The sequence below is a fragment of the Bacillus hominis genome (assembly GCF_018332515.1).
In the GTDB taxonomy this organism is placed as follows: domain Bacteria; phylum Bacillota; class Bacilli; order Bacillales; family Bacillaceae_G; genus Bacillus_A; species Bacillus_A hominis.
The window spans coordinates 1-25,662 of sequence record NZ_BOQD01000035.1 but is presented as its reverse complement, the minus strand read 5'-3'; the positions used below and the strand labels follow the sequence as shown (position 1 = coordinate 25,662).

The window sequence follows — 25,662 nt, the reverse complement described above, 5'->3', positions numbered from 1 at the left end:
TAAAAGCCCGATTGGTGAAGGCTAATAATCAGTGGGGGATGGACAAAACTCCCACTGATTAAAGTTTCACTTTATATGGAGAAGTTGGGTTCTTTCGTTTTGGAATAATTATGAGAAAATTTTTAGATATTTCTCATATATTCATCATGTTTCTTTCATCCTCTTCTCACGTCTAAGTTTTACACTCATATGTATCAAAGGTAAAGGGAGGTAATACATTTTTTACTTATCTCAAAACGAATGATAGATGGTGGTGAACAGATGAAAAAGAATAAACGTAAAAAATTGCGTTGGTTAAAATGGATTTTGATCCTTCCGTTACTTCTAGCATTACTATTGTTTGGATTACATAGTATGAAGTTTGACAGATGGGATCACGAGAAACATACGCAAGCAGCGTATACGGTTTCTCATGATAAAGAAAAAGAAGCTTTCGTTACACAAAAAGAAAAGTTTAATAACTTTGAGCGAAATGAGCATCATGAAAAACACCATGAAAAAGAGTTTGAAGGCTTATTCTTTATACCATTCCTGTTAGCGTTTGGATTTGTTCTTTTCGGCTGGTTCATGCTTCGTAAGTCTGAGGGGAATACGGTTAAAAAATGGACAGGCATATTGCTCCTAGTTATTGGTTTATTACCAGTCCTTCCGATGATTGCATTTGTTGCAACGATTGTTTGGGCATATAAAAAATTAAAAGAAAAAAGAATGGCAACTGATATAGATGTATATAGCGACTTTCAAGTACAAAAACAAGTAGATATTTTAGATCAATGGGAACGCAATATTCGTAAGGAGGAGAAGTAGTAATGGGTATTTTAAAACGTATTAAAAATATTGTAGTGGCGGATGTGCATCAAACATTAGATAAAATGGAAAAACCTATTAACATGTTAAAGCAGTATCTTCGTGAAACAGAACAGCAAATTACGAAGGCTGAAAAAGCACTTTCTCATCAATATTATTTAGAAAAGAAATATGAAGCATTGATTTCAGAAACGGATGCTCTTATTGCAAAAAGAACTCGCCAAGCTGAGCTTGCAGTATCACGCGAAGAAGATCATATGGCGCAGTTAGCCCTACAAGAAAAAATTGTGAATGAGAAAAAAGCGGAACTATATCGCAAACAGTACGAAATAACAAAAGAGCAAACAGCGACGCTTTATGAACAAATTGACAAATTGCAAAAGAAATATGGAGAGTTGCAATATAAAGAACTAGTTCTTGTTTCACGATTAAATGCGGCGCAAGCGATAAAAGAAAGCAACAGAGCGATTGATTCGTTCCATACAGAAAGTACAGCGAAAGGCTTTGCACGCATTGAATCGTATGTGCAAAAGTTAGAAGCAGAAACAGCTGCTAGTAACTATTTTTATAATTTGAAGTCTCCTAATCAACAAGAAGTGTTAGATCAAAATTTACAAGAAGAAGTACAGCTAGAGTTAGAGAAGTTAAAAGAGAATAAATAGTATGTGCAAAAAAGCCCATTTTCATAGGGCTTTTTTATATGTAAATTTTCATTCGTTTTGTTTACATAATATCTTTACAATCATTTGATAAAATAAAGTTAACTGCATATTGTGAGGGTGGAGGGTTATCCCTTCTTTCTATTCGGAAGGAAAGGAGGTGATAATATGGAGTTTTTGTTTCTTGTAAAATAGTTTGTGAAAGCGACTGTACGCGAAGTTTCAGCGTATTTTTTGCGGAAGCAACTTCTGGATAAGGACAACAAAAAACCCACTCCGCGCCGTCACAAGCAAAAGGGTGGGTTCCGCAAAAAGAAATAACTTATAATAACCACCACCCTAGGCGGTAGCAGTTAGGGAAGAGATGTTAGCGCATCTCTTCTTTTATTATATGCAATTTCATTCGATGTCACACTTATATAGTATTCTACCGAAAATATATCATATTCCTATTTTGTGGTCAATTTGATTACATGAGTGGAAATTTGTAATACTATTTCTCTTCAAACTGAAAAATATCCCGATTAATAAGTTGGTGGAAGTGCCTATCCATTTCTGCTGCAGGAACTTTTCTTTCGTTTTGAAACCACCACGTACTTAATGAGGTGATTACTCCTGAATAAAATTCCGTTATTAAATCATTTGGCATCGTATGATTTTTACAAAGGCGATTTAGCGCTTCTGTTTCCTGTTTTCTTGTTTCGTGGCTTAAATAATACATGCGGCTATTGAATTGTTCATCAGACATTTGCGCCTCAAACATTTTACAGATTTCTTCATGATGCAGGAATTGTTCGATCACTTGAAATGGTTTACTTAATCGATCTAAAAGTGGTATTTCAGCAATCATTTCGCCATAGCGTTTAAATCCAAATGCTAATAAAGCATCTTTGTCTTCAAAATGTTTATAAAAGGTTGTTCGGTGTACCATCGCGCGATCGCATATTTGGTTAATGGTGATGGCACTATATTTTTGTTTTGGTTGCGTCATTAATTCAAATAAGGAATTCCATAGTAATTTATGTGTACGTCTAATACGTAAATCAAGTTGCTTTTCATTATCGTTCATCTACAATTCTCCTTTTTTGTAGATTAAATATACAACGGCTGAAAATTGATTCTCCCTTTTTAATCTACATATGTATATTATATTACATGTGTTCCGGTTTATATAAAGCTTTTGGAGTAAAAAACAGGAGGAGAATGAATACATGAATATAACAACTAAGAGCCCCGCAAATGGCAAAGTTGATACTTCTAATATGAAGCATACCCCCATTTTAATTGCGTTACTTTTAGGGGCAATGGTTGCATTATTAAACGAAACGTTACTTGGTAATGCGTTAACGGTATTAATGAAAGAATTTGATGTAACAGCTTCAACTATTCAATGGCTTTCTACAGCTTACATGTTAGTAGTTGGTGTTTTAGTCCCGATTACAGCGTTACTTCAGCAATGGCTCACAACGAGACAAATGTTCTTGATCGCTATGGTAACGTTTTTAGTCGGTACATTAATTGCGGGATTTGCACCGACATTTTCTGTTTTATTAGTCGGCCGTATCGTCCAAGCAGTAGCGACGGGGTTAATTTCACCGTTATTAATGAATACGATTTTAATTATTTGTCCGCCTGAAAAACGTGGTGCCACAATGGGATTAATCGCACTTGTGATGATGTCAGCTCCAGCAATTGGTCCTACATTATCTGGAGTAATTGTTGATTCACTGAATTGGCGCTGGTTATTCTACTTTGTCGTTCCGATCGTAATTATTTCCATTGTAATTGGAATGAAGTACATTCAAAATGTTTCAGAGTTAACAAGGCCAAAAGTAGATTATCCATCTATTCTTTTATCAACATTAGGTTTCGGCGGGATTGTGTATAGCTTTAGTGCATCAGGTGACTTAGGGTGGTCCGATCCGAAAGTGTATGGTGCTTTAATTGTTGGGCTTATATCATTATGTATTTTTACTGTGCGACAATTAAAAATCGATAATCCAATTTTAGAACTACGTGCATTTAAAGTCCCGATGTTTACAATATCAGTTGGATTAATCGTCATTGTGATGATGTCGTTATTTTCAACGATGACTTTATTACCGATGTTCTTGCAAACAGTTTTACTCGTTACAGCCTTTAAATCAGGATTAATAATGCTTCCGGGAAGTATTATTAGTGCCATAATGGGACCAATCGCAGGCAAACTATTTGATAAATTTAGTCCGAAAGTTATTATCGTTCCCGGCATTGTGTTAGTAGGGATTGCAATGTTCTTATTTAAAGGCATTACTCCTGACACATCAATGGTACAAATTATTGTCATGCATAGCGTATTAATGGTTGGACTCATGTTTGTAATGACAGCACAAACATACGGTTTAAATCAATTAACACCAGATCTATATCCGCACGGAACAGCACTGTTTAATACGTTACAGCAAGTAGCTGGCGCAATTGGTACAGCTATATTTATTTCGAAAATGTCTTCAGGAACAACTAAGTATATGGAAAGCTCAGCAAATCCAATGGATCCAGTAGAGAAGTTAAACGGTTTAACATCCGGCTTCCAAGGTGCATTTACACTTGGGTTAATCTTTATCGTTGTTGCTTTTATCGTATCGCTACTCTTAAAAGAAGAGAAAAAGGGAGTAGAAGTAGCGGGAGTTTTACAGAACGAAAATTAAGGTTCATATAAAAAGACATCTTTACGAGAGTAAGATGTCTTTTTATATTTTTTTCGTAACAATTGTTCAAGCAACCAAGAGAAATGTATTGTCTGTTTTTTAGTATGAAGAACTATTGCGAATAATGATGTAAAGCTTTACTAATAACTAAAAGCCCAATAATTAGGGAAAGTGTTCTTACAATGAGCTCTGCAACTAATAAGTCGCCCATCGTTTTAGTTATATCATACATACGCCCCGTAATGATAATGGGTGCAATGGTTATAGTAATCCCAATTAACACTTGAAGAAATAAGTGGATGCTCTTACGCAGAGTCATCACCTCCAATATACGAGTATGTATTACGATTTTTCAACATATGAAATCAAAAATGTGCTTTGTCTTCTACATAGGTATATTTAAAATGATTTGATGTGGAGGAGGCCGAAAAGTTCACACTTCCATACTTTCCTAAAGTAATTGATACGCCGCCGTTTACGTCTGTGTAGATTGAACAGAAATATTTTTTTCAGCTTGCGATAGGTTAGCAAATCCACCTACTAAAGAAGCTGAAAGTACAATACTAGAAATACATTTCTTTGCTGAAAGCATAATAGTCACTCCTATAGTTTTTTATTGAGAGGACTTCTCAATGAGGATGATATATTAATTATTATATTTAGTAAATAAATAAATATAATAATTTACAAATTTAAAATTAAATTAATAATCGTTAACAATAGGACAAAAAATTTCGAAAATGTCTTCAGGAACAACTAGCTATATGGAACGCTCCGCAAATCCAATGGATCCAGTAGAGAAGTTAAATGGTTTAACATCAGGATTTCAAGGTGCATTTACACTAGGGTTAGTCTTTATCATTATTACATTTATCGTATCGTTGTTTTTAAAAGAAGGGAGCGGGGGTTTTACAGAACGAAAATTAAGGTTCATATAAAAAGACATCTTTACGAGATGTCTTTTTACATTTCTTTCGTAATATCATATCGCAACAATTGCTGCTGATCATAAAATTTCTCGAAAATGATGCCCATTACGTAGAAGAACAATAGTCCGAAGCTAATGTGAATGAGCGTAAAGGTAGCTCCAAATGAAGAAAATTCATATACCATAATTGGTAATTTTGCAGTTGTCCAAACGCCTAAGAAAAATACGATGTATCTAATACTTGCACCTTTTTTTAATAGTAGTGCTGCAATCGGAAAGGCAACATAGAGGGGACCAGCTGCAATTCCGCCTAATAATAGAGAAAATAAGATGCCATATATGCCGGACTTTTCTCCCATATATTTCATTAGTGTTTCTTTCTTCACCCACTGATCAAGTAACCCTACAAATATTAGGACAGGGGGGAGTAGAAACAACATATCTAAAATGCTATTCCCAGTTAATTGTAATGCGCTCCATCCTAAAGATTGGTTTATAAAAGTTAATAAGAGGAGCCCAAACAGTAATATGAAAAAGAAGCGATATCTTTTTAGTTCCTTCATACCATCACCACCCAAATGATATATGAGAATAGGAGTGACATGAGTAATGCAGATGCATTACGAGCGTAAGCAAAGCTTCGTCCGAATAACTTTTGTTCCATCGGCATGGTTGTAAGTCCTACTGACATGAATGTAGACATGAGTGCTGCAACTTGGGGAAGGCCTGCGCCATGTTGGACTAACGTATTACCAAGTGGGAACACGACAAAGCTTGGAATGAGTGCAACGGAGCCGAGTATTGCTGAATAAATAATACCTATGAATCCAGACTGTTCTCCAATGATGGAAGAGATAAAGGACGGTGTTAATATAGAAAGTGATAGTCCAACGAAAAGCATAATGGAGAGCATGGCAGGGAGAAGGTTTTGAAATATTTTCCATGATTTTAATAGGGCAGCTTTCGTTTTATTACGATCCTTCATAAAAGAAATCCCCGTAAGAATAATGGCCAAAGTGTAAAGGATAGCGCCATTAATCATGATTAGATTCCTTTAAGTCTTTATATTTGTCTAAGAAAAATGATAAGTTTTTCATTTTTTCCTCAATATCCATTTGAAAATCTGCTAATTGTTCTTTTCCGGCTGTAGTAATTTTGTACATCTTTCTCGGCTTATCTGGAACTGATGTACTTACATAAGATTCAATAGCACCTTCGTTTTCTAATTTCTTCAGCGTGCGGTAAAGGATGGCACTATCAATTGGATTGACCGGAAGTTCTTCGTCACATTTCTGAAGTAGCTGCCCGCCATAGTTATCATCTTCTGCTAAAAATAACAAAAGAAATGCACCTGTATGTCTTCCTGTATGTTTCATGAATATACCTCCTAGAATGAATTGGAATATATACTGTTAATGACAGTATACTGTTGTTAACAGTATACGGTGCATGAAGTGCTATGTCAATTTTAAAATGTGCGATTCAAATGTTACTGAGGGGAATGGTAATCCCTGTTCTAATCTTGTTAAATAAAAAAATAAAAGCCTACTGTTTTCTTGTGACAGTGGCTTTCATAGTTGGTAAACTACTATATTACGCTTTGGGAATCTCGCCTTTTGATAGTAACACATATATGTTAGTTGCATATTGAGAAATAAAAAAAAGACACTCTCATGAGTGCCCTTCCTTAGCAGCCGAATCCGCCGCCGCAACAGCTAGCTCCAACGATGATTAACAAAATAAAGAGCACAACAAGTAATGCGAATCCGCCACCAAAACCACAGCCTCCACCACAACTACCACCATAGCCCATATTAACTCCTCCTTCCATAAAGTCCATATATTAATGGATTTAATTCACTTTATGTTTTTACGGATAAACTTGAGCAGGTCCTTTTGAAAAATAAAAGGTACTTGGTATTTTAAGAGAATTGACGAACTTATTTTTGTCACGAGTATTACGTTGTTTACATATTGTATTTTATTCTGTGCATTAGGAGAAAGGAGATCTTTATGGCTAATTCTGAGATGATTTTACGTTTACTTACGGATTTAAAGATTGAACAACAGGCTCTGAGAGAACAGATTGAGAAAATACAGACAGCTTTGACTACTCTTGAAGAAAAGTCAACTACTCTTGAAGAAAAGTCAACTACTATTGAGGAAAAACCAGCTGTTACAAAGCAACGTGGACATTCTGGATTTCCAACATCTTTTCGTGATTGGAGAGCATCTACTCAAAGGGATTAAGGAATCCCATTATAGTAAGTTATACAAAATCACAAATGAAAAAGTACAGTCTACTGTAGTTAAGACAGAGTCTGTACTTTTTGCTATGCTAGTATAAGTTGTGAGAGGTGGGAGCCCCACTGATTAAAGTTTCACTTTATATTTTCTTTGACTATTCCACTTTTAACTCGATCCCTTTATCGCATTATCCGAAAGAAGTCTCCTGTCCGTTTTTCGTGTTACTGCTAGATGTATCATGTGAACTGCAAGCCGATAATCCAAATAAGAATGTTGTTAATAACTTTTGTTCATAGTTTGTCCCTTCCTTCCAAAATGAAGGCACTTTCATGGGTGCCATAATGATTTAATAAATCTATATTTTTCTTTATACGTATTAAATGTTTCGTTTTATTATATTGATTTTTGGATGGGGAAGGAAACTTAATGAGGATTTCTTCGACTTGATACTCGTTTGTCGTTTTTTTTATGGCTGTATCAATGTTTTCGAAAGTTTCATTACTCTATTGAGATTGTGAAGTTTCCTTATCCAACTAACGGGGCAGATTAGTTGGATAAGGAAATATTTGGATCGAAATAGATGTAAGTAGACAAAATAATAAAGTAATAAGGTTTACTTTAGTAAATAAGGTATATTATATTTGTTGAATAGATTTTTTTTAAAGACAAGAAAAGTAGGTGAACAAAGTGGGAAAATATCAATTGGATTACAAAAGTCAGGTAGCTGTGGCAAAGTTTCATGAAAAACAGACGCCTGCCAAATTTGATAAAAAGCAGCAACTTGAAAAATTGCGTGCGGAGTATTTGAAAAAGAAGCAAAAACAAACAGATAAATAATATGTTACGTTTTTATGTATATGGTGCAAACAAACACAAGAAAATAGGTAAGTTATCCATCGTTTAAATATATACAGGCTATTTTTTCAAACCTCATACTTAATGAACTAACGCATGCGTTAGTTCATTAAGTATGACTAAAAAAATCGATTCCTTGAGTGAAGTGTCTTTTCCGCAATAATTGAGCAGGTCCTTTTGAAAATAAAGAAAAGACACCCTAAGGTGCCTTTCTCCGACTTGAACCATCTTAATTTTAATAATATGTATTGGACTCCCATCCAAATATTATTTTACCACGTTAAGTTGTTTTATTCATTGAGAAATAAAATTCAAATCTATATTTTGTTGTTTTTGGAAATATTGCACATCAATCGTTACAATACACGTTTTAGTTTTTGAATTATTTCTCTTTCTAAAAGTTGAAATTAAAAAGAACCCCATAAATGATAAACCATTCCACTAACAAAAAACACTAATCCTAAAACAAAAACAATTAAAGCAAGTACTCCATTTTTATTATGTTCCATAAAATTAGCTCCTTTTTATAGTTGTTTATTTTTTGTAGAAAAAAAGCCTTTAGTCATAATTATGGCTAAAGGCTTTGATCATCATACTTTTTCGTTTATAAAATCTTACAAGAAAAACAACCTGTATTTTATATAGAGAAAAATGTATTGAGTAAAATTCAAATTGAAAACGTACTAGCTTGATAATGAAGCTTGGCTATTAGAATTGAAAAATTTTATTTTTATTATAATTAATAGAAATGAAAGTAGTGTAAATATAAATCCGCTCCAAATAAGCTGATGAATACCTAAGTTTGAAATGAACCAGCCTCCAATAGTTGTTCCTAAAGTAATTCCGAGATTTGAGAATGAAACGAATAGGCTATTACCAAATTCAGGTGCTTCTTTTGCTTCGCTTATTAACCATGTTTGACCAACAATTAATCCGCCAGCATGTACGATTCCCCAAATGAATACTATAAAAATCATTGGAACAAGGTAGGAACCTAAATAATAAACTAATATGTAAACAATAGAATATAGAATAGGGAATGCTATTACGGTATTTGCTACGCTTTTCTGCAGGAGACCACCAAATAGATGATTTCCTAAAATCATAACTATACCAAATATGAATAGCATAATACTGATGAGAGATCCATTCATAGAAGTTACTTTTGCAAGGTATTCAGCGAAGTAGCTGTATACGGAAAACATGGCTGCAAAAAGGAATGTGACGGTTAAAATATTTAACCATAATCCTGGTTTGCCGAGTATACGAATTTGTTTGCCGAAGGACATTTTTTCTGTAACAGGCATGGAAGGAAGAAAGATTAATATTCCAATGAATGCAAGGGCGTTAACAAGCGCTCCGAATAAGAAAGCAATTTCCAGTGAAAACTGGTCTGCAAGGTAAGAGGTTAATGGTACACCTAGAGCAAACCCAACTGTAATACCCATGAAAACTTTTGTAACCGCTTGACCACTTTTTTCTGGAGGGACAAGTTTAGCAGCAGTTACAAGAGCGATTGAAAAGAAGAGTGGATGAAGTGCTGCCGGTAAAATACGAAAAATAAGCATGATTTCAAATTGTGTTGTATAAGCGTAAATTATATTTGAAATAACAAAAATACAGATTGCTGTTAATAAAATTATTTTGCGATTAATACTAGAGACGAGCAGAATTAAAAACGGACCAGAAATAGCAACAACTAGTGCGAATATACTTACTAGAAATCCTGCTTGTGCAGTTGAAATGCCAAATTTCTGAGTGATTTGTGGTAATACACCGACAATACCCATCTCGGTAGTAATAATTCCGAACACACCTATTGCGAGTGTCAGAATAAGTAAAGGATTTACTTTTTTCATTTGTAAAACTCTCCATTCGTATCAGTATTTTGAAAGTAAATTCATTAAAAAAGAAATGCGCATTATTGCATGATTAGATGTCAATATTATTAGGATTATGTAATTTTAAATACAATAACAGATATCTAAATAACTAGATATGATATACGAAAAAAATTTCTCCTTTCTATGTTTCTTGCTTTTATAAGTAGTGCAATTTTATAAAAAAGCAGAATGTGTGAAGGCTAATAATCAATTGGTATGCTAATTGATTATTAGCTTTCACTTTATAATTCGTTTTGAACGTATTCAGAAAACTCTCGTATTGTTTTTTCATTTCGACGATAGTAGGTCCATTTTCCAATTCGGTCAGAGTCTAGTAATCCTGCCTTTTTCATAGTTAATAAGTAACTAGAAATAACCGATTGGGCTAAACCAGTTTTAAGCTGGATATCTCCTACACACACGCCAACTTGAAAGTTAAGGCCTTGCTCTAGATAAGGTTTTTCATCGAAATGGTTTTCTGGATTTTTTAACCATGATAAAATTTGACATCTTGTTTCATTTGATAATGCTTTATAAATTAATAAAGGTTCCATAAGGATATTATATCTACTTTTATAGATTTGTAAATGGGTTTTGGTGATTTTAAGGGAAGGAGGTATATGTAGATTCTTTTAAATGTTGATGAGATGCTTTAGCTATGGGGCTTTTTTCTGGATGTGAATTTATAAAAAGTTGCACTATAATATCGCTTTAGAATACTTTTGTCTAAAGAGTAGGTGATGAATACATGCAGGAAACAAAACAATTCAAAAAAGAAAAGACACCCATATAAGAGTGTCTTTTCCGATAGTTTTTTAGCAGAAGCAAGAAGCTCCAACTATGATTAATAAAATGAATAACACAACTAATAAAGCAAAGCCTCCAGAAAATCCACAGCCGCCACAACTACCACCAAATCCCATAATAGTTCCTCCTTTAGATAAGAGGGGAAAACAAAGGGTCACTCATGTATTTTAACGGATTCAAATTACTTTATGTTTTTACGCATGAATTGAGCAGGTCCTTTTGAAAATAAAGAAAAGACACCCGAAAGTGCCTTCTATCAATTTGAATTATTTATTGTATGTAATTCATATTCGTCAGCATAAAATTCTTTTATTAGTTTTATTTCATATGTATCTGGGTTAAACTTAAATATTTTAATTTGATTAGATTCGTCTTTGTATGCAAATGTATTCTCGCTAATTTGAGTCATATTACTGATGTTTAAGGTAGGATCGCTACCATGATCAGTAATGTCCACAATTTGCTCACGGTCCCAAAATGCAACGACAATAACCAAAATGATAAGGCATATGAGTATGTTACGCAGTTCTCTTGTAAGAGGATTTTCCATTTGATAGTCTCCTTTGTTGTTTGATAGTTTTTGTGTATAAAAGAGATAATTCCTATGAGAAAATAATGAATAGAATATAAATAAAAAAGACACTGTATAGTGTCTTTTTTATTTGAGTTATGCGCATTACTTAATAAGACGATAGTTACTCAGTCCGGTTTGAGTAACTATGTAGGGTGATTTAATTGTAACATTTCAACCAATAATGGGTCTATGTGGAATTCGGGAAAGAACTGAAAAATTAGTATGCCTTTGTTTTCTCTTGTAAAAAAATGTTCAATAATTTATTATTGTAAACGTTTACTTATCGTGTATAATATAGTTAAGTTAATAATTAAAAGGATTGTTACTGTTCGGCAGGCAAAACCTAAATTGATCTGGAGGCTACGGGTGTAGTGTGGCTTTGGGAATCAGTTTAGGTTTTTTTATTCCCTTTTGTGACTTTATAAGAAAAAGAAGGCGGAACAATATGAGAATCCATAAAATCTTAAATAATAATGTTGTTTGTACGATGAAGGATAATGAGACAGAAGTTGTACTTATGGGCAGAGGTTTGGGATTTCAGAAAAAGGTCGGCGATACTGTTGATGAATCTAAGATAGAAAAGACCTTTGTGCTAGAAACAAAAGAATTATCAGAGAAACTTGCTAGATTATTAACTGAAATTCCTGTGCAGAATTTAGAAATTACAGAGAGAATTATTCATTATGCTAAAACAATTTTGCCAGGAGTTTTAAGTGATTATATTTATCTTACATTAACGGATCACTTAAGCTTCGCATTAACGCGGCATAAGGAAGGAATGGATCTCAAAAATACTTTACTTTGGGAAATTAAGAGGTTCTATCAGAAAGAGTTTGAAATTGGTCTACAAGCTTTGAACATTATTGAAGAAGAGACTGGGTTTAGACTTTCTGAAGATGAAGCAGGGTCAATTGCACTACATTTCGTTAATGCGCAGCAAGGAGAGCCGGCTATGCAGCAAACGGTGGCGATGACGAAAATCGTCCAAGATATTTTAAATGTTGTAAAGTACCACTATAAGATGAACTTAGATGAAAGTTCATTTAATTATAGTCGGTTTGTAACGCATTTACGATATTTTGCCCAGCGTTTAATGCAGAAGGAATTAAATTCGGCCGATGATGATTTTTTATATGAGCAAGTGAAAAGTAAGTATCATGAAGCATATTGTTGTACAGAGAAAATTGAGGCATACTTACGAAAAGCACATAATAATCATCTTTCAAAAGATGAAAAAGTGTATTTAACGTTGCACATTCATCGTGTAACGAAACGCAATGAATTATGTAATTGAATAAACGGGATTGTTACTGTTTGGCAGGCAAAACCTAAATTGACTTTTAATGGAGTGATTCGTATGTATCACGCTGTTATGGTTAGTTTAGGTTTTTTCTTTTATCCCGCTATTTGCGGGCAGTAAAACTCCCACCTCAAAATTCGGCTGAGGCAAAGAAGTTATGTGGGAGATCAACTGCCCGTAAATGCCCGATTGGTTCAACTAATAATCAGTGGGGGATGAACAACACCCCCACTGATTAAAGTTTCACTTTATAAAAATGATAAATGGGATGATTGTAAGGAGGAAGAACTACTATGAAGTATGAAAAGTTGGCAAAAGACATACTGAAACATGTTGGCGGAAGAGAAAATATAAATAGCGTCGTACATTGTATAACTCGTTTACGATTTCAGTTAAAAGATGAGGGGAAAGCAAATACGGAAATACTGAAAAGTATGGAAGATGTTGTGACTGTTATGAAAAGTGGTGGACAGTATCAAGTTGTTATTGGTAACCATGTATCCGATGTGTATAAAGCGGTTATTGTTGCCGGGGGATTTCAAGAAACAGAGGAAGAAGATACGGGTGAAAAGAAAAAGAGTAGCCTTATAGATATTCTTTCTAGTATTTTCACTCCTATTTTAGGAGTACTAGCTGCAACAGGGATGATTAAAGGATTTAATGCACTATTTTTAGCTTTAGGTTGGTTAAGTACTCAGTCAGGAACGTATCAAATATTAAATGCGGTTGGGGATTCGTTATTTTATTTCTTCCCAATCTTCCTAGGATATACAGCAAGTAAGAAGTTTGGAGGATCACCGTTCATTGGTATGGCAATTGGGGGAGCTTTAGTTTATCCAGCTTTATCAGGTTTAACAGCAAGTGAGCCATTATATACGCTATTTGCGGGAACGATGTTTGAATCACCAGTTCATATTACGTTTTTAGGAATACCAGTTATTTTAATGAATTATGCATCATCTGTTATTCCAATTATTCTCGCTACTTATTTTGGATCAAAAGTAGAAAGAACGTTAAAGAAAGTAATTCCAGATGTTGTTAAAACATTCGTAGTACCATTTTTCACATTACTTATCGTTGTACCACTTACATTTCTTGTGATTGGCCCGATTGCGACGTGGGCAGGTCAATTTTTAGGACAGGCTACACTTTGGGTTTACAATTTAAGCCCGTTAGCAGCAGGTGTAGTACTTGGTGCTTTCTGGCAAGTACTCGTTATTTTTGGACTTCATTGGGGAATTGTTCCGATTGGCTATAACAATTTAGCAGTGCACGGTATCGATCCTATATTAGCGCTCATATTCGCTACTTCATTTGCTCAAATTGGTGCTGTTCTTGCGGTTTGGATGAGAACGAAAGACCAGAAATTAAAAACGCTAAGTATTCCAGCTTTTATTTCAGGTATTTTCGGAGTTACAGAGCCGGCGATTTATGGTATTACACTTCCTCTTAAAAAGCCGTTTATTATGAGTTGTATTGCTGGAGGAATTGGTGGCGGAATACTTGGCGTATTCGGTACGCAAGCTTATATGACAGGTGGACTTGGGATATTTGCGCTTCCAACATTTATTAGTCCTAAAGATGGTATTACAGCTGGATTTTGGGGCGCAATTATTGCGATGGTTGTTTCCTTAGTACTAGGTTTTGTTCTTACTTATTTATTTGGTTTAAATAAAAAACAAACATCTACAGAAACAGCTGAAGCAATTGATAAAATAGCTGCATCAAACGATGATGAAGTAATCTTTAGTCCTTTTAACGGTGTTGTTAAGCCGCTCGAACATATTGACGACGCTGCATTTGCATCAGGTGCGTTAGGTGAAGGAGTTGCGATTGAGCCTTCAGAAGGAAAGTTATTTTCACCAGTTTCAGGTACGGTTTCTGCACTTTTCCCGACGAATCATGCAGTAGGAATTACAGCGGATTCAGGTGCTGAAATTTTAATCCATATTGGGATGGATACTGTGAAATTAAATGGCGAATTTTTCTCTTCTCATATTGAACAAGGAGCGAGAGTAGAAAAAGGGCAATTACTTATTGAGTTTAATATATCTGAAATTCAAAAGGCTGGTTATATTGTGACAACACCAGTTGTTGTTACAAATTATGATAAATATAGCATTAAGAAAACTGAAATAGAAAAGATTCAAGCAGGAGATTCCTTACTAGAGTTAGGAGTTAAATAGTAGTTACATTTCATACCGGTTCAAACGAAGAAAGGTATTCTTGGAAAATCGTAATACCTTTCCTCGTTAATTCTAATATAAAGGAGTTTTTATATATGTCTAAAATTAGTTTTCCTAAAGGATTTTTATGGGGTGGCGCAATTGCGGCCAATCAAGTTGAAGGCGCATATTTAGAAGATGGAAAAGGATTAACGACGGTTGATCTATTACCAACTGGTGAAAACCGTTGGGATATTATGAAAGGAAATATTCATTCATTTACACCGGTAGAAGGGGAGTTTTATCCATCACACGACGCAATTGATTTCTATCATCGCTATAAAGAAGATATTGCTCTTTTTGCAGAAATGGGATTTAAAGCGTTACGCGTATCTATTGCTTGGACACGTATTTTCCCAAATGGTAATGATGAACAGCCGAATGAAGCAGGATTACAGTTTTATGATAATTTGTTTGATGAACTGTTAAAGCATGGTATTGAACCAGTCGTTACGATGGCGCACTTTGATGTTCCTGTTCATTTAGTAGAAAAGTATGGAAGCTGGAGAAGTAGAGAGCTTGTAAACTTCTTTGAGACGTACGCAAAAACTATTTTTAATAGATATAAAGATAAAGTGAAATATTGGATGACATTTAATGAAATTAATATGCTTTTACATTTACCTTTCATGGGAGCAGGGCTAGCATTTAAAGAAGGTGAGAATAAAAAGCAAATTCAGTATCAAGCGGCGCATCATCAGCTTGTCGCAAGTGCTTTAGCTGTGAAAGCATGTCATGAAATTATTCCAGATGCAAAAATCGGTTGTATGCTTGCTGCAGGTGCAACGTATGCATATACATGTAATCCAGACGATGTTCTTCGCGCGATGGAACAAGACCGTGAATCATTCTTCTTCATTGATGTACAAGCAAGAGGAGCATATCCTGGATACGCAAAACGATTCTTTAAAGATAACAATTTAACAATTGAAATGGAGAAAGAAGATGAATCCATTTTGAAAGAGTATACCGTTGATTATATTGGCTTTAGCTACTATGCAAGTAGAGCAACAAGTACGGATCCAGAAGTGTTAAAAAGTATAACGAGCGGAAATGTATTCGGTTCTGTTGAAAACCCATATCTTGAAAAATCAGAGTGGGGATGGACGATTGATCCGAAAGGCTTCCGTATTACAGCGAACCAACTTTACGATCGTTACCAAAAGCCTTTATTTGTCGTTGAAAATGGTCTTGGCGCAATCGATCAATTAAATGCTGAAGACGAAGTAAACGACGACTACCGTATTGATTACTTGCAGAAGCATATGATTGAAATGTCAGAAGCAATCCAAGATGGAGTAGATATTATCGGATACACAAGCTGGGGCCCAATTGACCTTGTAAGTGCATCTACTGGAGAAATGAAGAAACGTTACGGATATATATACGTTGATAAAGATAATGAAGGAAAAGGTTCATTAAAAAGATCGAAGAAGAATAGTTTCAATTGGTATAAAGAAGTAATTGAGACGAATGGTGAGAATCTTGATTCTTAAGTATGAATTAATATAGTAATGATTGTATAAGAAAAGAAGGCATCAATTAAGATGTCTTCTTTTTTGTATAATTTGAATGTGATAAGAAAGTCTATCTATATTGTTTTAAAACTAAAAAGAAGTGGTTACCAATTAGCTACTTCCGTATTACCCGTCAACCACTCCACCCAATCCAAATCCTCTACCTTAAGCAAACTGAGCGAAACACCCTTCATATCTAAAGAAGTTAACAGCGTACCGACTTTTACGAATGTAATCTGTAAGCCTTCCAGCTCACATAAACGGCGAATGTCATTTGCAAAAATGTATTGTTCCATTAATGGTGTCGCGCCTAATCCGTTAATAAGTATGGCGAAGTTGTCGCCTTTTCTCCAGCGATAAATGCTTTTTAGTTTGTTCATCAGTTCAATCGCTAATATTTCAGAAGAGGATAGTGCTTCTTTACGATAACCTTTTTCGCCGTGGATGCCGACTCCGTAAAATACTTCATCATCGTTTAATGAAAATGAAGCTTTTCCTTGTACTGGATCGTTTGCAGGTGAAAGAGCGACTCCTAATGTGTGTAAGTTTTCGGTGACAGAACGGCCAAGTGTTGTTAGTTCTTCTAAAGTATGGCCTTCAAGAGCGGCCGCACCTAATATTTTTTGAACGAAAACAGTGCCAGCTACGCCGCGTCTTCTTTTATTAAAAGAAGCATCATCTTCAATTGAAACGTCGTCATTTACGATGATGTGGTCAATTTTTCTTCCTTCTTCTTTAGCAATTTGTTTTGCTGCTAGAAAGTTCTTAACGTCATCTTTGAAGTTTTTTATGATGAATAAAATACTCTTATCTTTTGGCATGAGGCGAGTTGCCGCTACAATTTGTTCCACTGTAGGCGGAGTGAAGATGCTTCCGTTTACTGCCGCTGTAAGCATTCCTTTTCCTACATAGCCAATATCAGCAGGTTCATGACCGCTACCACCGCCGCTTATGATGACAACGTTTTGCTTCAGTTTTTCGATATCTTTTACATAAATGATGTTATTTGTTTCGTCGTAATTTACTTTGTCATTATGTTCAAAATAAAAGCCATGCAGCATATCTTGAACGATATTTTGTACATCATTCATAATCTTTTTCATTGCTTTTGCCACCCTTTAATTACTTTGCTGATTGCTCAAGTAATAGTAGTAATTGATTGTTTATCATATTTTTCATGAGAGAAGACATAATGGATGGATCTACTTCGCACTTACTTTCAATCCAATCTTTTATCGTTCCAACGAAGCCGTGACTATAAAAGGAGGCAATCGTATTTTTCGTTTCAATAGAAAGAGTTAATTTACAGCTCATGGATAGTTCATCAATAATCTTCATATATAAGTTTTTCGTATGCTCAAATAAATAGTGATTAAACGAGTTTTGTTCAATGACTTTAAAAGCATTACGGTAAAATTTTTGATTTTCATAAAAGTAATCAAATAATAAATCGAAAATATTTTCCCATGTTTCATAGTCGAGAAAGTCTATAATATTTTCCTTCGTTTCTTCTCGATAAATCCAGCTTAATAGTTCGAATTTATCTTTAAAATGATAATAAAAAGTTTGCCTACGCATTTGACAGTGTAACATAATATCGCTCACTGATATTTTATGAAACGACTCTGTTTCCATTAAATACTTCAATGAATTCGCGATTATCTTTTTAGAAATTATAGAAGAGGTCATCTGAATCATCCCTAGAATGTTATTAATATAAAAATCCTATCTATAAATGAGAGCGGTGTCTTTAGACAGATTGTCCATTTTGTCCGTTTACTATAAAACGCTTTCATTTTAACATGAGTAGTAAGAAGAAGATTTCAAATATATCACAATATATTAAAGGAATTGAGGGATAATCACAATGAAAAAGATTATAAATAAACCAGAAACATTAGTTATGGAAATGTGCAACGGAATGGTTATGGCTCACCCAGAGCTTGAGCTTTTGAAAAAATATAAAGTCATTAAGAAGAAAGAAATGAATGAAAATAAAGTAACGTTAATTAGTGGTGGCGGTAGTGGTCATGAGCCAGCGCATGCAGGATTAGTCGGAAAAGGAATGTTAGATGCGGCAGTGTGCGGAGATGTGTTTGCTTCACCTTCACAAATCCAGATATATCAAGCGATTAAAGAGACGGCTAGTAAAAAAGGTACGTTATTAATTATTAAAAATTATAGCGGCGATATTATGAATTTCAAAAACGGTGCGCATTTAGCGACTGAAGATGGAATTGAAGTCGACTACGTAAAAGTGGACGATGATATTGCGGTAGAAGATAGCCTGTATACAGTAGGACGCCGCGGCGTTGCGGGCGTTATTTTAGTTCATAAAATTGCCGGCGCAGCAGCGGAAGCGGGTATGGAGTTAGGTGCAGTAAAAGCTATCGCAGAAAAAGCAGCAGCTAACGTGCGCACAATTGGTTTAGCGTTAACTTCTTGTACAGTTCCAGCGAGCGGATCACCTACTTTCACACTTGCGGAAGATGAAATGGAATACGGCGTAGGTATTCACGGTGAGCCAGGTATTAAACGTGAAAAAACGATGTCAGCAGATGAATTAGCTAACCGTATGACAAATGATTTAATAAAAGATTTAGGAGTAAAAGATGGCGAAGAAATTGCGCTTCTAGTAAACGGTTTTGGCGGCACACCACTGCAAGAACTTTACTTATTTAACAACGCAGTTACGAGAGAATTAGCTGCTAGAAACATTAAAATCAATAGAGTATTCGTCGGTAATTATATGACGAGTATTGATATGGCAGGTATGTCTTTAACAGTAATGAAGTTAGATGACGAGCTAAAAACGTTATTATCGAAAGAGTGTAATACACCTGCGTTTAAAGTAGATGGACCAGTTGACAGTGTAGAGTATGTTAATGTGCTTGAAGATGTAGAAGAGAAAGAAGTTTCCTTCGAAATAGAAACAGCGGAAGAGCATGCTGTGATTAAAGATAATGTCATTACATTAAACAATATGATTTATCTCGTTGATAAAATGAGTGACGTTATTATTAAAAATGAAGTACCGTTCTGTGAGTTAGATACACATGCTGGTGACGGCGACTTCGGAATGAGTGTGGCAAAAGGATTTAAGCAATTAAAACGTGAGTGGCATTCTATTGTAGAACAAGAAAATGTAACGATTGGATCATTCCTTGACGGTTGTTCGATGATTATTATGGAACATTGCGGCGGCGCTTCTGGTCCAATTTGGGGCGGTGCGTTCCGTGCAGCTAGTAAAGCAGCAGGCGAAAAACGTGAGCTAACAGTTGGTGAGTTCGCTGAAATGTTACAAGCAGCACTTCAAGGTATACAATCTATAGGTGAAAGATCGTTCGGAAGAGGAGCGGTAGTTGGTGACAAAACGCTTGTTGATGCGCTTGCTCCATGCGTAGACTCTTGGTTAGACAGTGCTTCAAACGAAGTAGACGTGAAAACTGCCTTTGAAAAAGGAGCAGAAGCAGCTGTTAAAGGTGCAGAGTATACGAAAGAAATAGTAGCTCGCATGGGCCGCGCTGGTACAGTTGGCGAAAGAAGTTTAGGATATCCAGATGCAGGTGCACATGCGCTTGGGGTTATCTTTACGGAGATTGCAGGTAGTTTGAGATAAAAGTGATGTTAATTTGATAGAATCCCCTTCATGGTGAGTTGTTTACTGTGGAGGGGATTTTTTATAGTTGATATATATAATTTCACTAGATGTTCTCTCCACAAAGATATGTATTTTATAAATACTGAGATAAGGATTTTAAAAGAAGAAACGCGAGTCCATATAAATATAGAATTAATTTTTTCAATTCTTTGGTTGGATTTTTCTATAGACTTAGGCATTGCCTCACTTTTTTTAATAGATTCTAATAATGGATTTCTAGGATGGATTTATCACGCCCCAACCTCTCATTTATTTTTAATTTTATGGAGGATACTCTACAATTCACCAACTGTTAAGGATGTTCTTGTATATTCTTTCTTAGCAGATTCAGCAGGTCAAAATCTGCCATCTACTGTTTTCAGAAATGCAGAATACACTTTGGCTTGCTGACAACGTGATGATGTATTCTTTTACTGTCATATATCTGAAGTGCAACAGTGAGCTTTTCTTTATCTAGATTTGGTCTATTTAATGTTTTTCCACAAGTTTTATTTGCTTCGATCCCTTCTTTTAATCACGCAGTAATTACGCACATCATTTGGAATATCGTTTTGTCTGTAGAGGCTTTTACTATCCTTTTACAAACGTCTTCAGAAAGAATACTAATTTGACAATCTAAGTTTTGGTCAATAATAATATTGGATTTAGATTGCACCAACTTAACGTGTTAGAAAAATAGAATCTCTTCTCTGCTAGTGGCAATAAGGAGGTATGTCTTATACAAATATATTGGACATAATGTTGAGTTATGGGTTGTGGGGGAATTTAGGATACCCTTATGTAGGTGAGTATGCACTTGGAGTTATCTTTACGGAGATTGAGGGTAATTTGAAATGAAAATTAGAAGATCCTCTCTACCTTAAGGTGAAAGGTTTTTTAAACTTAGTGGAATGGTATATTAATGTGGTTTAGAAGTAACTCAATTACTTTAGTTGCAAATGATTTCGGTGCAGAGTTTAGGGGGAAATGTGCTGAAGTTAATATGTAGTCTGCTATATGTTATCTACTGAATTTTAAGAAAGGGTACTCCATCAAAGGAGTACCCTTTTTCGTAATTAATGATGTGAACGGATAAAAAACTCTTTGTATTACCAGGAGTCACCGTGGCTAGATTGCATGTACATAATTGTACTGGATTTAGTCGAATTAACCTGTTCTTTAGAATCTGATTGTGAAGGGAATGTTAACCCTATAGATAAAGCAGCTGAAAGTGATAAACCTAAAATCATTCCAAAAAGTTTTTTCATTATTTTAACGCTCCTTTTTCGAAAGTTTTTTCTTTAGCTTGATGACCAATATAAAAGTATTTACTAGCTTTTACAGTGTCGCTTTCTTCGTAAAACTTGATTGCTAATTTTTCAGTGTATTCTTGTGTGTAATTATAGAGTTGTTGTGTGTCGAAAAATGAGATAGCTTCCAAAGATAATTCTTCGAGAATAACAGCTGGAACACCTTTATTCATACAATCTAAAAGTTTGAAATGATATAGGTATTCTTTATTGTCTAATTGCTCACAGATCGTCAAGCCTCGTTCGATCAATTCGGCCGATTGATGAACTTCACCGAGTTTGAAATGTTCTCTAGCCTCAAGGAAAAGGGCTTTAAAATGCTCTGGAGTTTTAGTTGTTACTTCTGATAAGTGTCGAATTGCTAAAGTGGATAAGTTTTGGCTACTATATAAAAACCCTAAATTATTGCGGACTCTTAATATTAGGGAATCCTCATTATTTTTACGTAAAATATCTATTGCAGAATTAAATTTTTCTTCTGCTACAGGGAATTGTCTTATATCAATACATGCTAAGCCGTATAAGTTCTCACAAGCAGCAACATTATTTTCATAACCATTATGTTTAGAGAAGATTTCTTTAGCTTTAGTCACATGTTGAGTTGCTAATAGAGGTTGATAGGTATGAAGATAGAAGTTAGCAAAACGATAGCTAAACTCGGCTATTTCAAGATCGTCATGAATATGTTGTAATAGCGTTTCGGCTTTTTCATAGTATTCCCAGGCTTCATTGTTGTTTGAAATTAGTGTGGCGTGAATCCCTTTGAAAAAGTGATAATAATAAGACAACGATTCATTTTTGGGTATATCTAGTGAATCAATTGCCTGGAAGCTTGTTGGTGTGATGCTTAAATGATCAAGCAGAACTTTAAAGCGAAAAGTAAGAAGTGAGTAATGGAATAGCAAATTTGGATCTTCATTAATACTTTTTATGTGTGTATCAATCTCTGTTTTTAAATGTTTTGCTTCTTTTAGGTGCTGGGCACGTATCTCTTGATACCAATTATTTAAAAGTTGTGTGATCATATCTCTTGTTTTTAGATGACTTACCATAATTCTCCCCGCTTTCTACTATATTTATTTGTATATTGTTATGTATATACTAGCAAGAAATTAAGTGTAATAGAGTGGTATATTGAAGGGGAAAATGTTTTTCAATAATTTTCTGATAATTTAAAGAGTAATTAGAATATAAATTCAATAGGATTCCTTAGGTGGTGATCATGTATTTATTGCCAAAAAATAAATGAATCGAGCAAGTATGACTATTGCACTTAAAATAAATAACAGCCTTTTTGTAAAGTGAATCTACATAAACTGATTCAGAATCTTATAAGCATTTTACTCCATCGTCATCAAGATAAAAGAACAAGTGATCATACTTTATGGTTATGTAAAAAACTTGAAAAAAGCATAAACCAGTAGAACCTTTGTATTTTGCTATCCTACGTATTTCACCCTGCGCAAAAAAATATTTCTCAACATTTCATTCACTGAAAAATATTGAATATTCGCATTATAACGAATATTATGTTGTTAGCGACAAAAAAAACGATAATTCGCAGACACTGGGGAGGAAATGCATTGAAAAAGAATAAGAAGTTAAAACCGTTATCAGTTTTAGCAACAGCGGCAGTGCTAAGTAGTAGTTTTGCTTTTGGAAGTCATGCGGCGTATGCTGATGCGCCATCATCTCTACCAATAGATGAGCATTTAATACCAGAGGAGCGCTTGGCAGAAGCATTAAAACAACGCGGAGTAATTGATCAATCTGCATCACAAGCTGAGACATCAAAGGCTGTTGAGAAATATGTTGAGAACAAGAAAGGGGAAAACCCTGGGAAAGAAATCATTAAAGAAGATAGTCTTACGCAAGAAGCTTCTGATTTTATGAAAAAAGTAAAAGATGCAAAAATGAAGGAAAATGAACAGGCGCAGCAGCCAACAGTAGGACCAGCAGCTGGACAAGGTGCTGGATTGAATTCTAGTAAATTAAATGGAAAAGTACCTACTGCACCAGCGAAGCAAGAAGCGTACAATGGAGCTGTTCGAAAAGATAAAGTGCTTGTTTTACTCGTAGAATTTAGCGATTTTAAGCATAACAATATTGATCAAGAGCCAGGATACATGTATTCTAAGGACTTTAATCGTGAACATTATCAAAAAATGTTATTTGGTAATGAACCATTTACGTTATTTGATGGGTCGAAGATTAACACATTTAAACAATATTATGAAGAACAATCTGGTGGCAGCTACACAGTCGATGGAACTGTAACGGAATGGCTTACTGTCCCAGGAAAAGCTTCAGATTATGGTGCGGATGCGGGTACTGGTCATGATAACAAGGGTCCTTTAGGGCCACGCGATCTTGTGAAAGAAGCATTAAAAGCAGCGGTAGCAAAAGGAATTAACTTAGCTGATTATGACCAATTTGATCAATACGATCAAAATGGTGATGGAAATAAAAACGAGCCAGATGGCATTATTGATCATTTAATGGTTGTACATGCTGGCGTGGGTCAAGAAGCTGGCGGCGGTAAATTGAAAGATGATGCGATTTGGTCTCATCGTTCAAAACTTGGATCAAAACCATATGCGATTGATGGCACAAAATCTTCTGTTTCGAATTGGGGCGGAAAGATGGCTGCATACGATTATACAATCGAGCCTGAAGATGGAGCGGTTGGTGTGTTTGCACATGAGTATGGTCATGACTTAGGATTACCAGATGAATACGATACAAAGTACTCAGGACAAGGTGAACCTGTTGAGTCATGGTCTATTATGAGTGGCGGTAGTTGGGCTGGAAAAATTGCAGGAACAGAGCCAACAAGTTTCTCACCACAAAATAAAGAGTTTTTCCAAAAGAATATGAATGGCAACTGGGCGAATATCGTTGAGGTAGACTATGATAAACTTCGCACGGGAGTCGGTGTTGCAACATATTTAGATCAAAGTGTTACAAAATCAAAACGACCAGGAATCGTTCGTGTTAACTTGCCAGACAAAGATATTAAAAATATCGAGTCAGCATTTGGTAAGAAGTTTTATTACAGCACAAAAGGAAATGACATTCATACAACACTTGAGACACCAGTATTTGACTTAACAAATGCAAAAGATGCTAAGTTCGATTATAAGGCATTCTACGAACTTGAAGCGAAGTATGATTTCCTTGACGTATATGCGATTGCAGAAGATGGAACGAAGGTACGTATTGATAGAATGGGCGAAAAAGATGTAAAAGGCGGCGTGGATACAACTGATGGTAAGTGGGTTGATAAATCATACGATTTAAGCCAATTTAAAGGGAAAAAAGTAAAACTGCAATTTGAGTATTTAACAGATATTGCAGTGGCTTATAAAGGATTTGCGTTAGATAATGCAGCATTAACTGTAGATGGCAAAGTTGTTTTCTCTGATGATGCAGAAGGTCAACCAGCAATGACATTAAAAGGATTTACTGTATCTAACGGATTGGAACAGAAAAAAAATAACTACTATGTAGAGTGGAGAAATTACGCTGGTTCTGACACGGCGTTACAACATGCGCGTGGCCCAGTATTTAATACAGGAATGGTTGTATGGTATGCGGATCAAAGCTTTACAGATAACTGGGTAGGCGTTCATCCAGGTGAAGGATTCTTAGGAGTAGTAGATTCTCATCCAGAGGCAATCGTAGGTACATTAAATGGACAACCGACTGTGAAGAGTAGTACGCGTTATCAAATTGCCGATGCGGCATTCTCATTTGATCAAGCGCCAGCATGGAGAGTAGACTCTCCAACTCGCGGTATCTTTGACTATAAAGGATTACCAGGAGTTGCAAAATTTGATGATTCTAAGCAGTACATCAACAGTGCGATTCCAGATGCAGGACGTAAGTTGCCGAAACTAGGATTAAAGTTTGAAGTAGTAGGTCAAGCTGAAGACAAATCTGCAGGTGCAGTTTGGATTCATCGATAGAATAAGGTGAAATTAAGAGGGGGCTGCCTCATAAGTCGGTGAAACCGACTTATGGACAGCTCTCTTCTTATTGTAGAAACGAGGCAGTTTAGTTTAGGAACCAGTTCATTGGAAAGCAATTCTTTGAAAATGAAAGAAATTATAGTAAAAAATATATAGACTATCAAATATGGAAATGGAATTAAAACTCTATACTCTCGGAATTTTTTACGCAAGCGAACCATTGACCTATTATCTCGTTATGATGCTTAATAA

24 protein-coding genes and 2 pseudogenes are annotated in these 25,662 nt (G+C 35.2%); 11 read left to right on the top strand and 15 right to left on the bottom strand.

From position 1 onward, the window contains the following. Positions 1–261: 261 nt before the first annotated feature. The gene (locus KI356_RS05375) at positions 262–807 is read left to right on the top strand and encodes a hypothetical protein (RefSeq protein ID WP_212934989.1); all 546 of its coding nucleotides are present in this window, start codon (positions 262–264) and stop codon (positions 805–807) included. 2 nt (positions 808–809) lie between these two features. Then, positions 810–1,469, top strand: coding sequence for a PspA/IM30 family protein (locus KI356_RS05370; protein WP_212934988.1), 660 nt, complete (start codon positions 810–812; stop codon positions 1,467–1,469). 490 nt (positions 1,470–1,959) lie between these two features. On the opposite strand, the gene KI356_RS05365 is transcribed toward KI356_RS05370, so the two are convergent. Further along, a complete protein-coding gene (locus tag KI356_RS05365) occupies positions 1,960–2,535 on the bottom strand; it encodes a TetR/AcrR family transcriptional regulator (protein WP_212934987.1) in 576 nt (191 codons plus the stop codon). A gap of 142 nt (positions 2,536–2,677) precedes the next feature. Between KI356_RS05365 and KI356_RS05360 the strand changes: the two genes are divergently transcribed. Then, the gene (locus KI356_RS05360) at positions 2,678–4,153 is read left to right on the top strand and encodes an MDR family MFS transporter (RefSeq protein ID WP_212934986.1); all 1,476 of its coding nucleotides are present in this window, start codon (positions 2,678–2,680) and stop codon (positions 4,151–4,153) included. A gap of 112 nt (positions 4,154–4,265) precedes the next feature. Here the strand turns inward: KI356_RS05360 and KI356_RS05355 are convergent, their stop codons facing one another. After that, complete coding sequence (locus KI356_RS05355; protein WP_128282018.1) at positions 4,266–4,472, bottom strand: hypothetical protein; 207 nt, start codon at positions 4,470–4,472, stop codon at positions 4,266–4,268. Between the two features lie 412 nt (positions 4,473–4,884). On the opposite strand from KI356_RS05355, the pseudogene KI356_RS05350 reads away from it, so the two are divergent. Beyond that, positions 4,885–5,091: pseudogene (locus KI356_RS05350) on the top strand (MFS transporter); the annotation flags it as partial. 25 nt (positions 5,092–5,116) lie between these two features. Here the strand turns inward: KI356_RS05350 and KI356_RS05345 are convergent. The 4 genes from KI356_RS05345 to KI356_RS05330 form a co-directional block, all read right to left on the bottom strand. After that, the gene (locus tag KI356_RS05345) at positions 5,117–5,644 is read right to left on the bottom strand and encodes a permease (protein WP_212934985.1); all 528 of its coding nucleotides are present in this window, start codon (positions 5,642–5,644) and stop codon (positions 5,117–5,119) included. Next, entirely contained in the window at positions 5,641–6,123 is a 483-nt protein-coding gene (locus KI356_RS05340) for a hypothetical protein (RefSeq protein ID WP_212934984.1), read from the bottom strand. Before KI356_RS05340 ends, KI356_RS05345 begins: the two co-directional genes overlap by 4 nt. Continuing rightward, positions 6,116–6,457, bottom strand: a complete 342-nt coding sequence (locus tag KI356_RS05335; protein WP_212934983.1) for a PadR family transcriptional regulator — start codon at positions 6,455–6,457, stop codon at positions 6,116–6,118. The genes KI356_RS05340 and KI356_RS05335 overlap by 8 nt, the downstream gene beginning before the upstream one ends. Positions 6,458–6,768: 311 nt before the next feature. After that, positions 6,769–6,894 (bottom strand): YjcZ family sporulation protein, encoded by a 126-nt coding sequence (locus KI356_RS05330; protein WP_002170647.1) that lies wholly within the window; start codon positions 6,892–6,894, stop codon positions 6,769–6,771. Positions 6,895–7,094: 200 nt separating this feature from the next. On the opposite strand from KI356_RS05330, the gene KI356_RS05325 reads away from it, so the two are divergent. Next, entirely contained in the window at positions 7,095–7,331 is a 237-nt protein-coding gene (locus tag KI356_RS05325) for a preprotein translocase (RefSeq protein WP_128282022.1), read from the top strand. 193 nt (positions 7,332–7,524) lie between these two features. Here the strand turns inward: KI356_RS05325 and KI356_RS05320 are convergent. Continuing rightward, positions 7,525–7,659 (bottom strand): annotated as a pseudogene (locus KI356_RS05320) (DUF4352 domain-containing protein); the annotation flags it as partial. Between the two features lie 356 nt (positions 7,660–8,015). Between KI356_RS05320 and KI356_RS05315 the strand changes: the two are divergent. Beyond that, positions 8,016–8,165: a hypothetical protein gene (locus KI356_RS05315; RefSeq protein ID WP_000521653.1), complete on the top strand. Its 150-nt coding sequence runs from the start codon at positions 8,016–8,018 to the stop codon at positions 8,163–8,165. Between the two features lie 701 nt (positions 8,166–8,866). Here KI356_RS05315 and KI356_RS05310 read toward each other — a convergent pair. The 4 genes from KI356_RS05310 to KI356_RS05295 form a co-directional block, all read right to left on the bottom strand. Beyond that, complete coding sequence (locus tag KI356_RS05310; RefSeq protein WP_212934982.1) at positions 8,867–10,042, bottom strand: MFS transporter; 1,176 nt, start codon at positions 10,040–10,042, stop codon at positions 8,867–8,869. Between the two features lie 266 nt (positions 10,043–10,308). Then, the gene (locus tag KI356_RS05305) at positions 10,309–10,620 is read right to left on the bottom strand and encodes an ArsR/SmtB family transcription factor (RefSeq protein WP_002011018.1); all 312 of its coding nucleotides are present in this window, start codon (positions 10,618–10,620) and stop codon (positions 10,309–10,311) included. Positions 10,621–10,881: 261 nt separating this feature from the next. Further along, positions 10,882–10,989 carry a YjcZ family sporulation protein gene (locus KI356_RS05300; RefSeq protein WP_000505673.1) on the bottom strand — a complete coding sequence of 36 codons (108 nt, stop codon included), beginning with the start codon at positions 10,987–10,989 and terminating at the stop codon, positions 10,882–10,884. A 140-nt stretch (positions 10,990–11,129) separates the two neighbouring features. Then, on the bottom strand, positions 11,130–11,423 hold the full coding sequence (locus KI356_RS05295) for a YmzC family protein (RefSeq protein ID WP_212934981.1): 294 nt from the start codon (positions 11,421–11,423) through the stop codon (positions 11,130–11,132). Between the two features lie 469 nt (positions 11,424–11,892). On the opposite strand from KI356_RS05295, the gene licT reads away from it, so the two are divergent. From licT to KI356_RS05280, 3 genes are all read left to right on the top strand, one after another. Beyond that, entirely contained in the window at positions 11,893–12,741 is an 849-nt protein-coding gene (licT, locus tag KI356_RS05290; protein ID WP_128282027.1) for a BglG family transcription antiterminator LicT, read from the top strand. A 299-nt stretch (positions 12,742–13,040) separates the two neighbouring features. Further along, positions 13,041–14,933: a beta-glucoside-specific PTS transporter subunit IIABC gene (locus KI356_RS05285; protein ID WP_212934980.1), complete on the top strand. Its 1,893-nt coding sequence runs from the start codon at positions 13,041–13,043 to the stop codon at positions 14,931–14,933. A gap of 95 nt (positions 14,934–15,028) precedes the next feature. Continuing rightward, positions 15,029–16,468, top strand: a complete 1,440-nt coding sequence (locus KI356_RS05280; protein WP_212934979.1) for a 6-phospho-beta-glucosidase — start codon at positions 15,029–15,031, stop codon at positions 16,466–16,468. A gap of 125 nt (positions 16,469–16,593) precedes the next feature. On the opposite strand, the gene dhaQ is transcribed toward KI356_RS05280, so the two are convergent. Both dhaQ and dhaS read right to left on the bottom strand, forming a co-directional pair. After that, positions 16,594–17,592, bottom strand: a complete 999-nt coding sequence (gene dhaQ, locus KI356_RS05275) for a DhaKLM operon coactivator DhaQ (RefSeq protein ID WP_212934978.1) — start codon at positions 17,590–17,592, stop codon at positions 16,594–16,596. Between the two features lie 19 nt (positions 17,593–17,611). Continuing rightward, positions 17,612–18,178, bottom strand: a complete 567-nt coding sequence (gene dhaS, locus KI356_RS05270; RefSeq protein WP_128282032.1) for a dihydroxyacetone kinase transcriptional activator DhaS — start codon at positions 18,176–18,178, stop codon at positions 17,612–17,614. Positions 18,179–18,356: 178 nt separating this feature from the next. On the opposite strand from dhaS, the gene dhaK reads away from it, so the two are divergent. Next, entirely contained in the window at positions 18,357–20,108 is a 1,752-nt protein-coding gene (gene dhaK, locus KI356_RS05265) for a dihydroxyacetone kinase subunit DhaK (RefSeq protein WP_212934977.1), read from the top strand. Positions 20,109–21,238: 1,130 nt separating this feature from the next. Here the strand turns inward: dhaK and KI356_RS05260 are convergent. After that, on the bottom strand, positions 21,239–21,397 hold the full coding sequence (locus KI356_RS05260) for a general stress protein (protein ID WP_212934976.1): 159 nt from the start codon (positions 21,395–21,397) through the stop codon (positions 21,239–21,241). Next, on the bottom strand, positions 21,397–22,491 hold the full coding sequence (locus KI356_RS05255) for a response regulator aspartate phosphatase (protein ID WP_212934975.1): 1,095 nt from the start codon (positions 22,489–22,491) through the stop codon (positions 21,397–21,399). The genes KI356_RS05260 and KI356_RS05255 overlap by 1 nt, the downstream gene beginning before the upstream one ends. Positions 22,492–23,022: 531 nt before the next feature. Here KI356_RS05255 and KI356_RS05250 point away from each other — a divergent pair. Next, positions 23,023–25,407, top strand: coding sequence for an immune inhibitor A domain-containing protein (locus KI356_RS05250; RefSeq protein ID WP_212934974.1), 2,385 nt, complete (start codon positions 23,023–23,025; stop codon positions 25,405–25,407). Positions 25,408–25,662 lie beyond the last annotated feature (255 nt).

What these genes read in the sequence shown, in the direction of transcription:
- KI356_RS05310 (WP_212934982.1), bottom strand. Translation starts at nt 10,042, where the DNA reads ATGAAAAAAGTAAATCCTTTACTTATTCTGACACTCGCAATAGGTGTG.
- KI356_RS05280 (WP_212934979.1), top strand. Translation starts at nt 15,029, where the DNA reads ATGTCTAAAATTAGTTTTCCTAAAGGATTTTTATGGGGTGGCGCAATT.
- KI356_RS05370 (WP_212934988.1), top strand. Translation starts at nt 810, where the DNA reads ATGGGTATTTTAAAACGTATTAAAAATATTGTAGTGGCGGATGTGCAT.
- KI356_RS05330 (WP_002170647.1), bottom strand. Translation starts at nt 6,894, where the DNA reads ATGGGCTATGGTGGTAGTTGTGGTGGAGGCTGTGGTTTTGGTGGCGGA.
- KI356_RS05375 (WP_212934989.1), top strand. Translation starts at nt 262, where the DNA reads ATGAAAAAGAATAAACGTAAAAAATTGCGTTGGTTAAAATGGATTTTG.
- KI356_RS05365 (WP_212934987.1), bottom strand. Translation starts at nt 2,535, where the DNA reads ATGAACGATAATGAAAAGCAACTTGATTTACGTATTAGACGTACACAT.
- licT (WP_128282027.1), top strand. Translation starts at nt 11,893, where the DNA reads ATGAGAATCCATAAAATCTTAAATAATAATGTTGTTTGTACGATGAAG.
- dhaQ (WP_212934978.1), bottom strand. Translation starts at nt 17,592, where the DNA reads ATGAAAAAGATTATGAATGATGTACAAAATATCGTTCAAGATATGCTG.
- KI356_RS05325 (WP_128282022.1), top strand. Translation starts at nt 7,095, where the DNA reads ATGGCTAATTCTGAGATGATTTTACGTTTACTTACGGATTTAAAGATT.
- KI356_RS05255 (WP_212934975.1), bottom strand. Translation starts at nt 22,491, where the DNA reads ATGGTAAGTCATCTAAAAACAAGAGATATGATCACACAACTTTTAAAT.
- KI356_RS05360 (WP_212934986.1), top strand. Translation starts at nt 2,678, where the DNA reads ATGAATATAACAACTAAGAGCCCCGCAAATGGCAAAGTTGATACTTCT.
- KI356_RS05345 (WP_212934985.1), bottom strand. Translation starts at nt 5,644, where the DNA reads ATGAAGGAACTAAAAAGATATCGCTTCTTTTTCATATTACTGTTTGGG.
- dhaS (WP_128282032.1), bottom strand. Translation starts at nt 18,178, where the DNA reads ATGACCTCTTCTATAATTTCTAAAAAGATAATCGCGAATTCATTGAAG.
- KI356_RS05295 (WP_212934981.1), bottom strand. Translation starts at nt 11,423, where the DNA reads ATGGAAAATCCTCTTACAAGAGAACTGCGTAACATACTCATATGCCTT.
- dhaK (WP_212934977.1), top strand. Translation starts at nt 18,357, where the DNA reads ATGAAAAAGATTATAAATAAACCAGAAACATTAGTTATGGAAATGTGC.
- KI356_RS05300 (WP_000505673.1), bottom strand. Translation starts at nt 10,989, where the DNA reads ATGGGATTTGGTGGTAGTTGTGGCGGCTGTGGATTTTCTGGAGGCTTT.
- KI356_RS05260 (WP_212934976.1), bottom strand. Translation starts at nt 21,397, where the DNA reads ATGAAAAAACTTTTTGGAATGATTTTAGGTTTATCACTTTCAGCTGCT.
- KI356_RS05355 (WP_128282018.1), bottom strand. Translation starts at nt 4,472, where the DNA reads ATGACTCTGCGTAAGAGCATCCACTTATTTCTTCAAGTGTTAATTGGG.
- KI356_RS05285 (WP_212934980.1), top strand. Translation starts at nt 13,041, where the DNA reads ATGAAGTATGAAAAGTTGGCAAAAGACATACTGAAACATGTTGGCGGA.
- KI356_RS05305 (WP_002011018.1), bottom strand. Translation starts at nt 10,620, where the DNA reads ATGGAACCTTTATTAATTTATAAAGCATTATCAAATGAAACAAGATGT.
- KI356_RS05335 (WP_212934983.1), bottom strand. Translation starts at nt 6,457, where the DNA reads ATGAAACATACAGGAAGACATACAGGTGCATTTCTTTTGTTATTTTTA.
- KI356_RS05340 (WP_212934984.1), bottom strand. Translation starts at nt 6,123, where the DNA reads ATGATTAATGGCGCTATCCTTTACACTTTGGCCATTATTCTTACGGGG.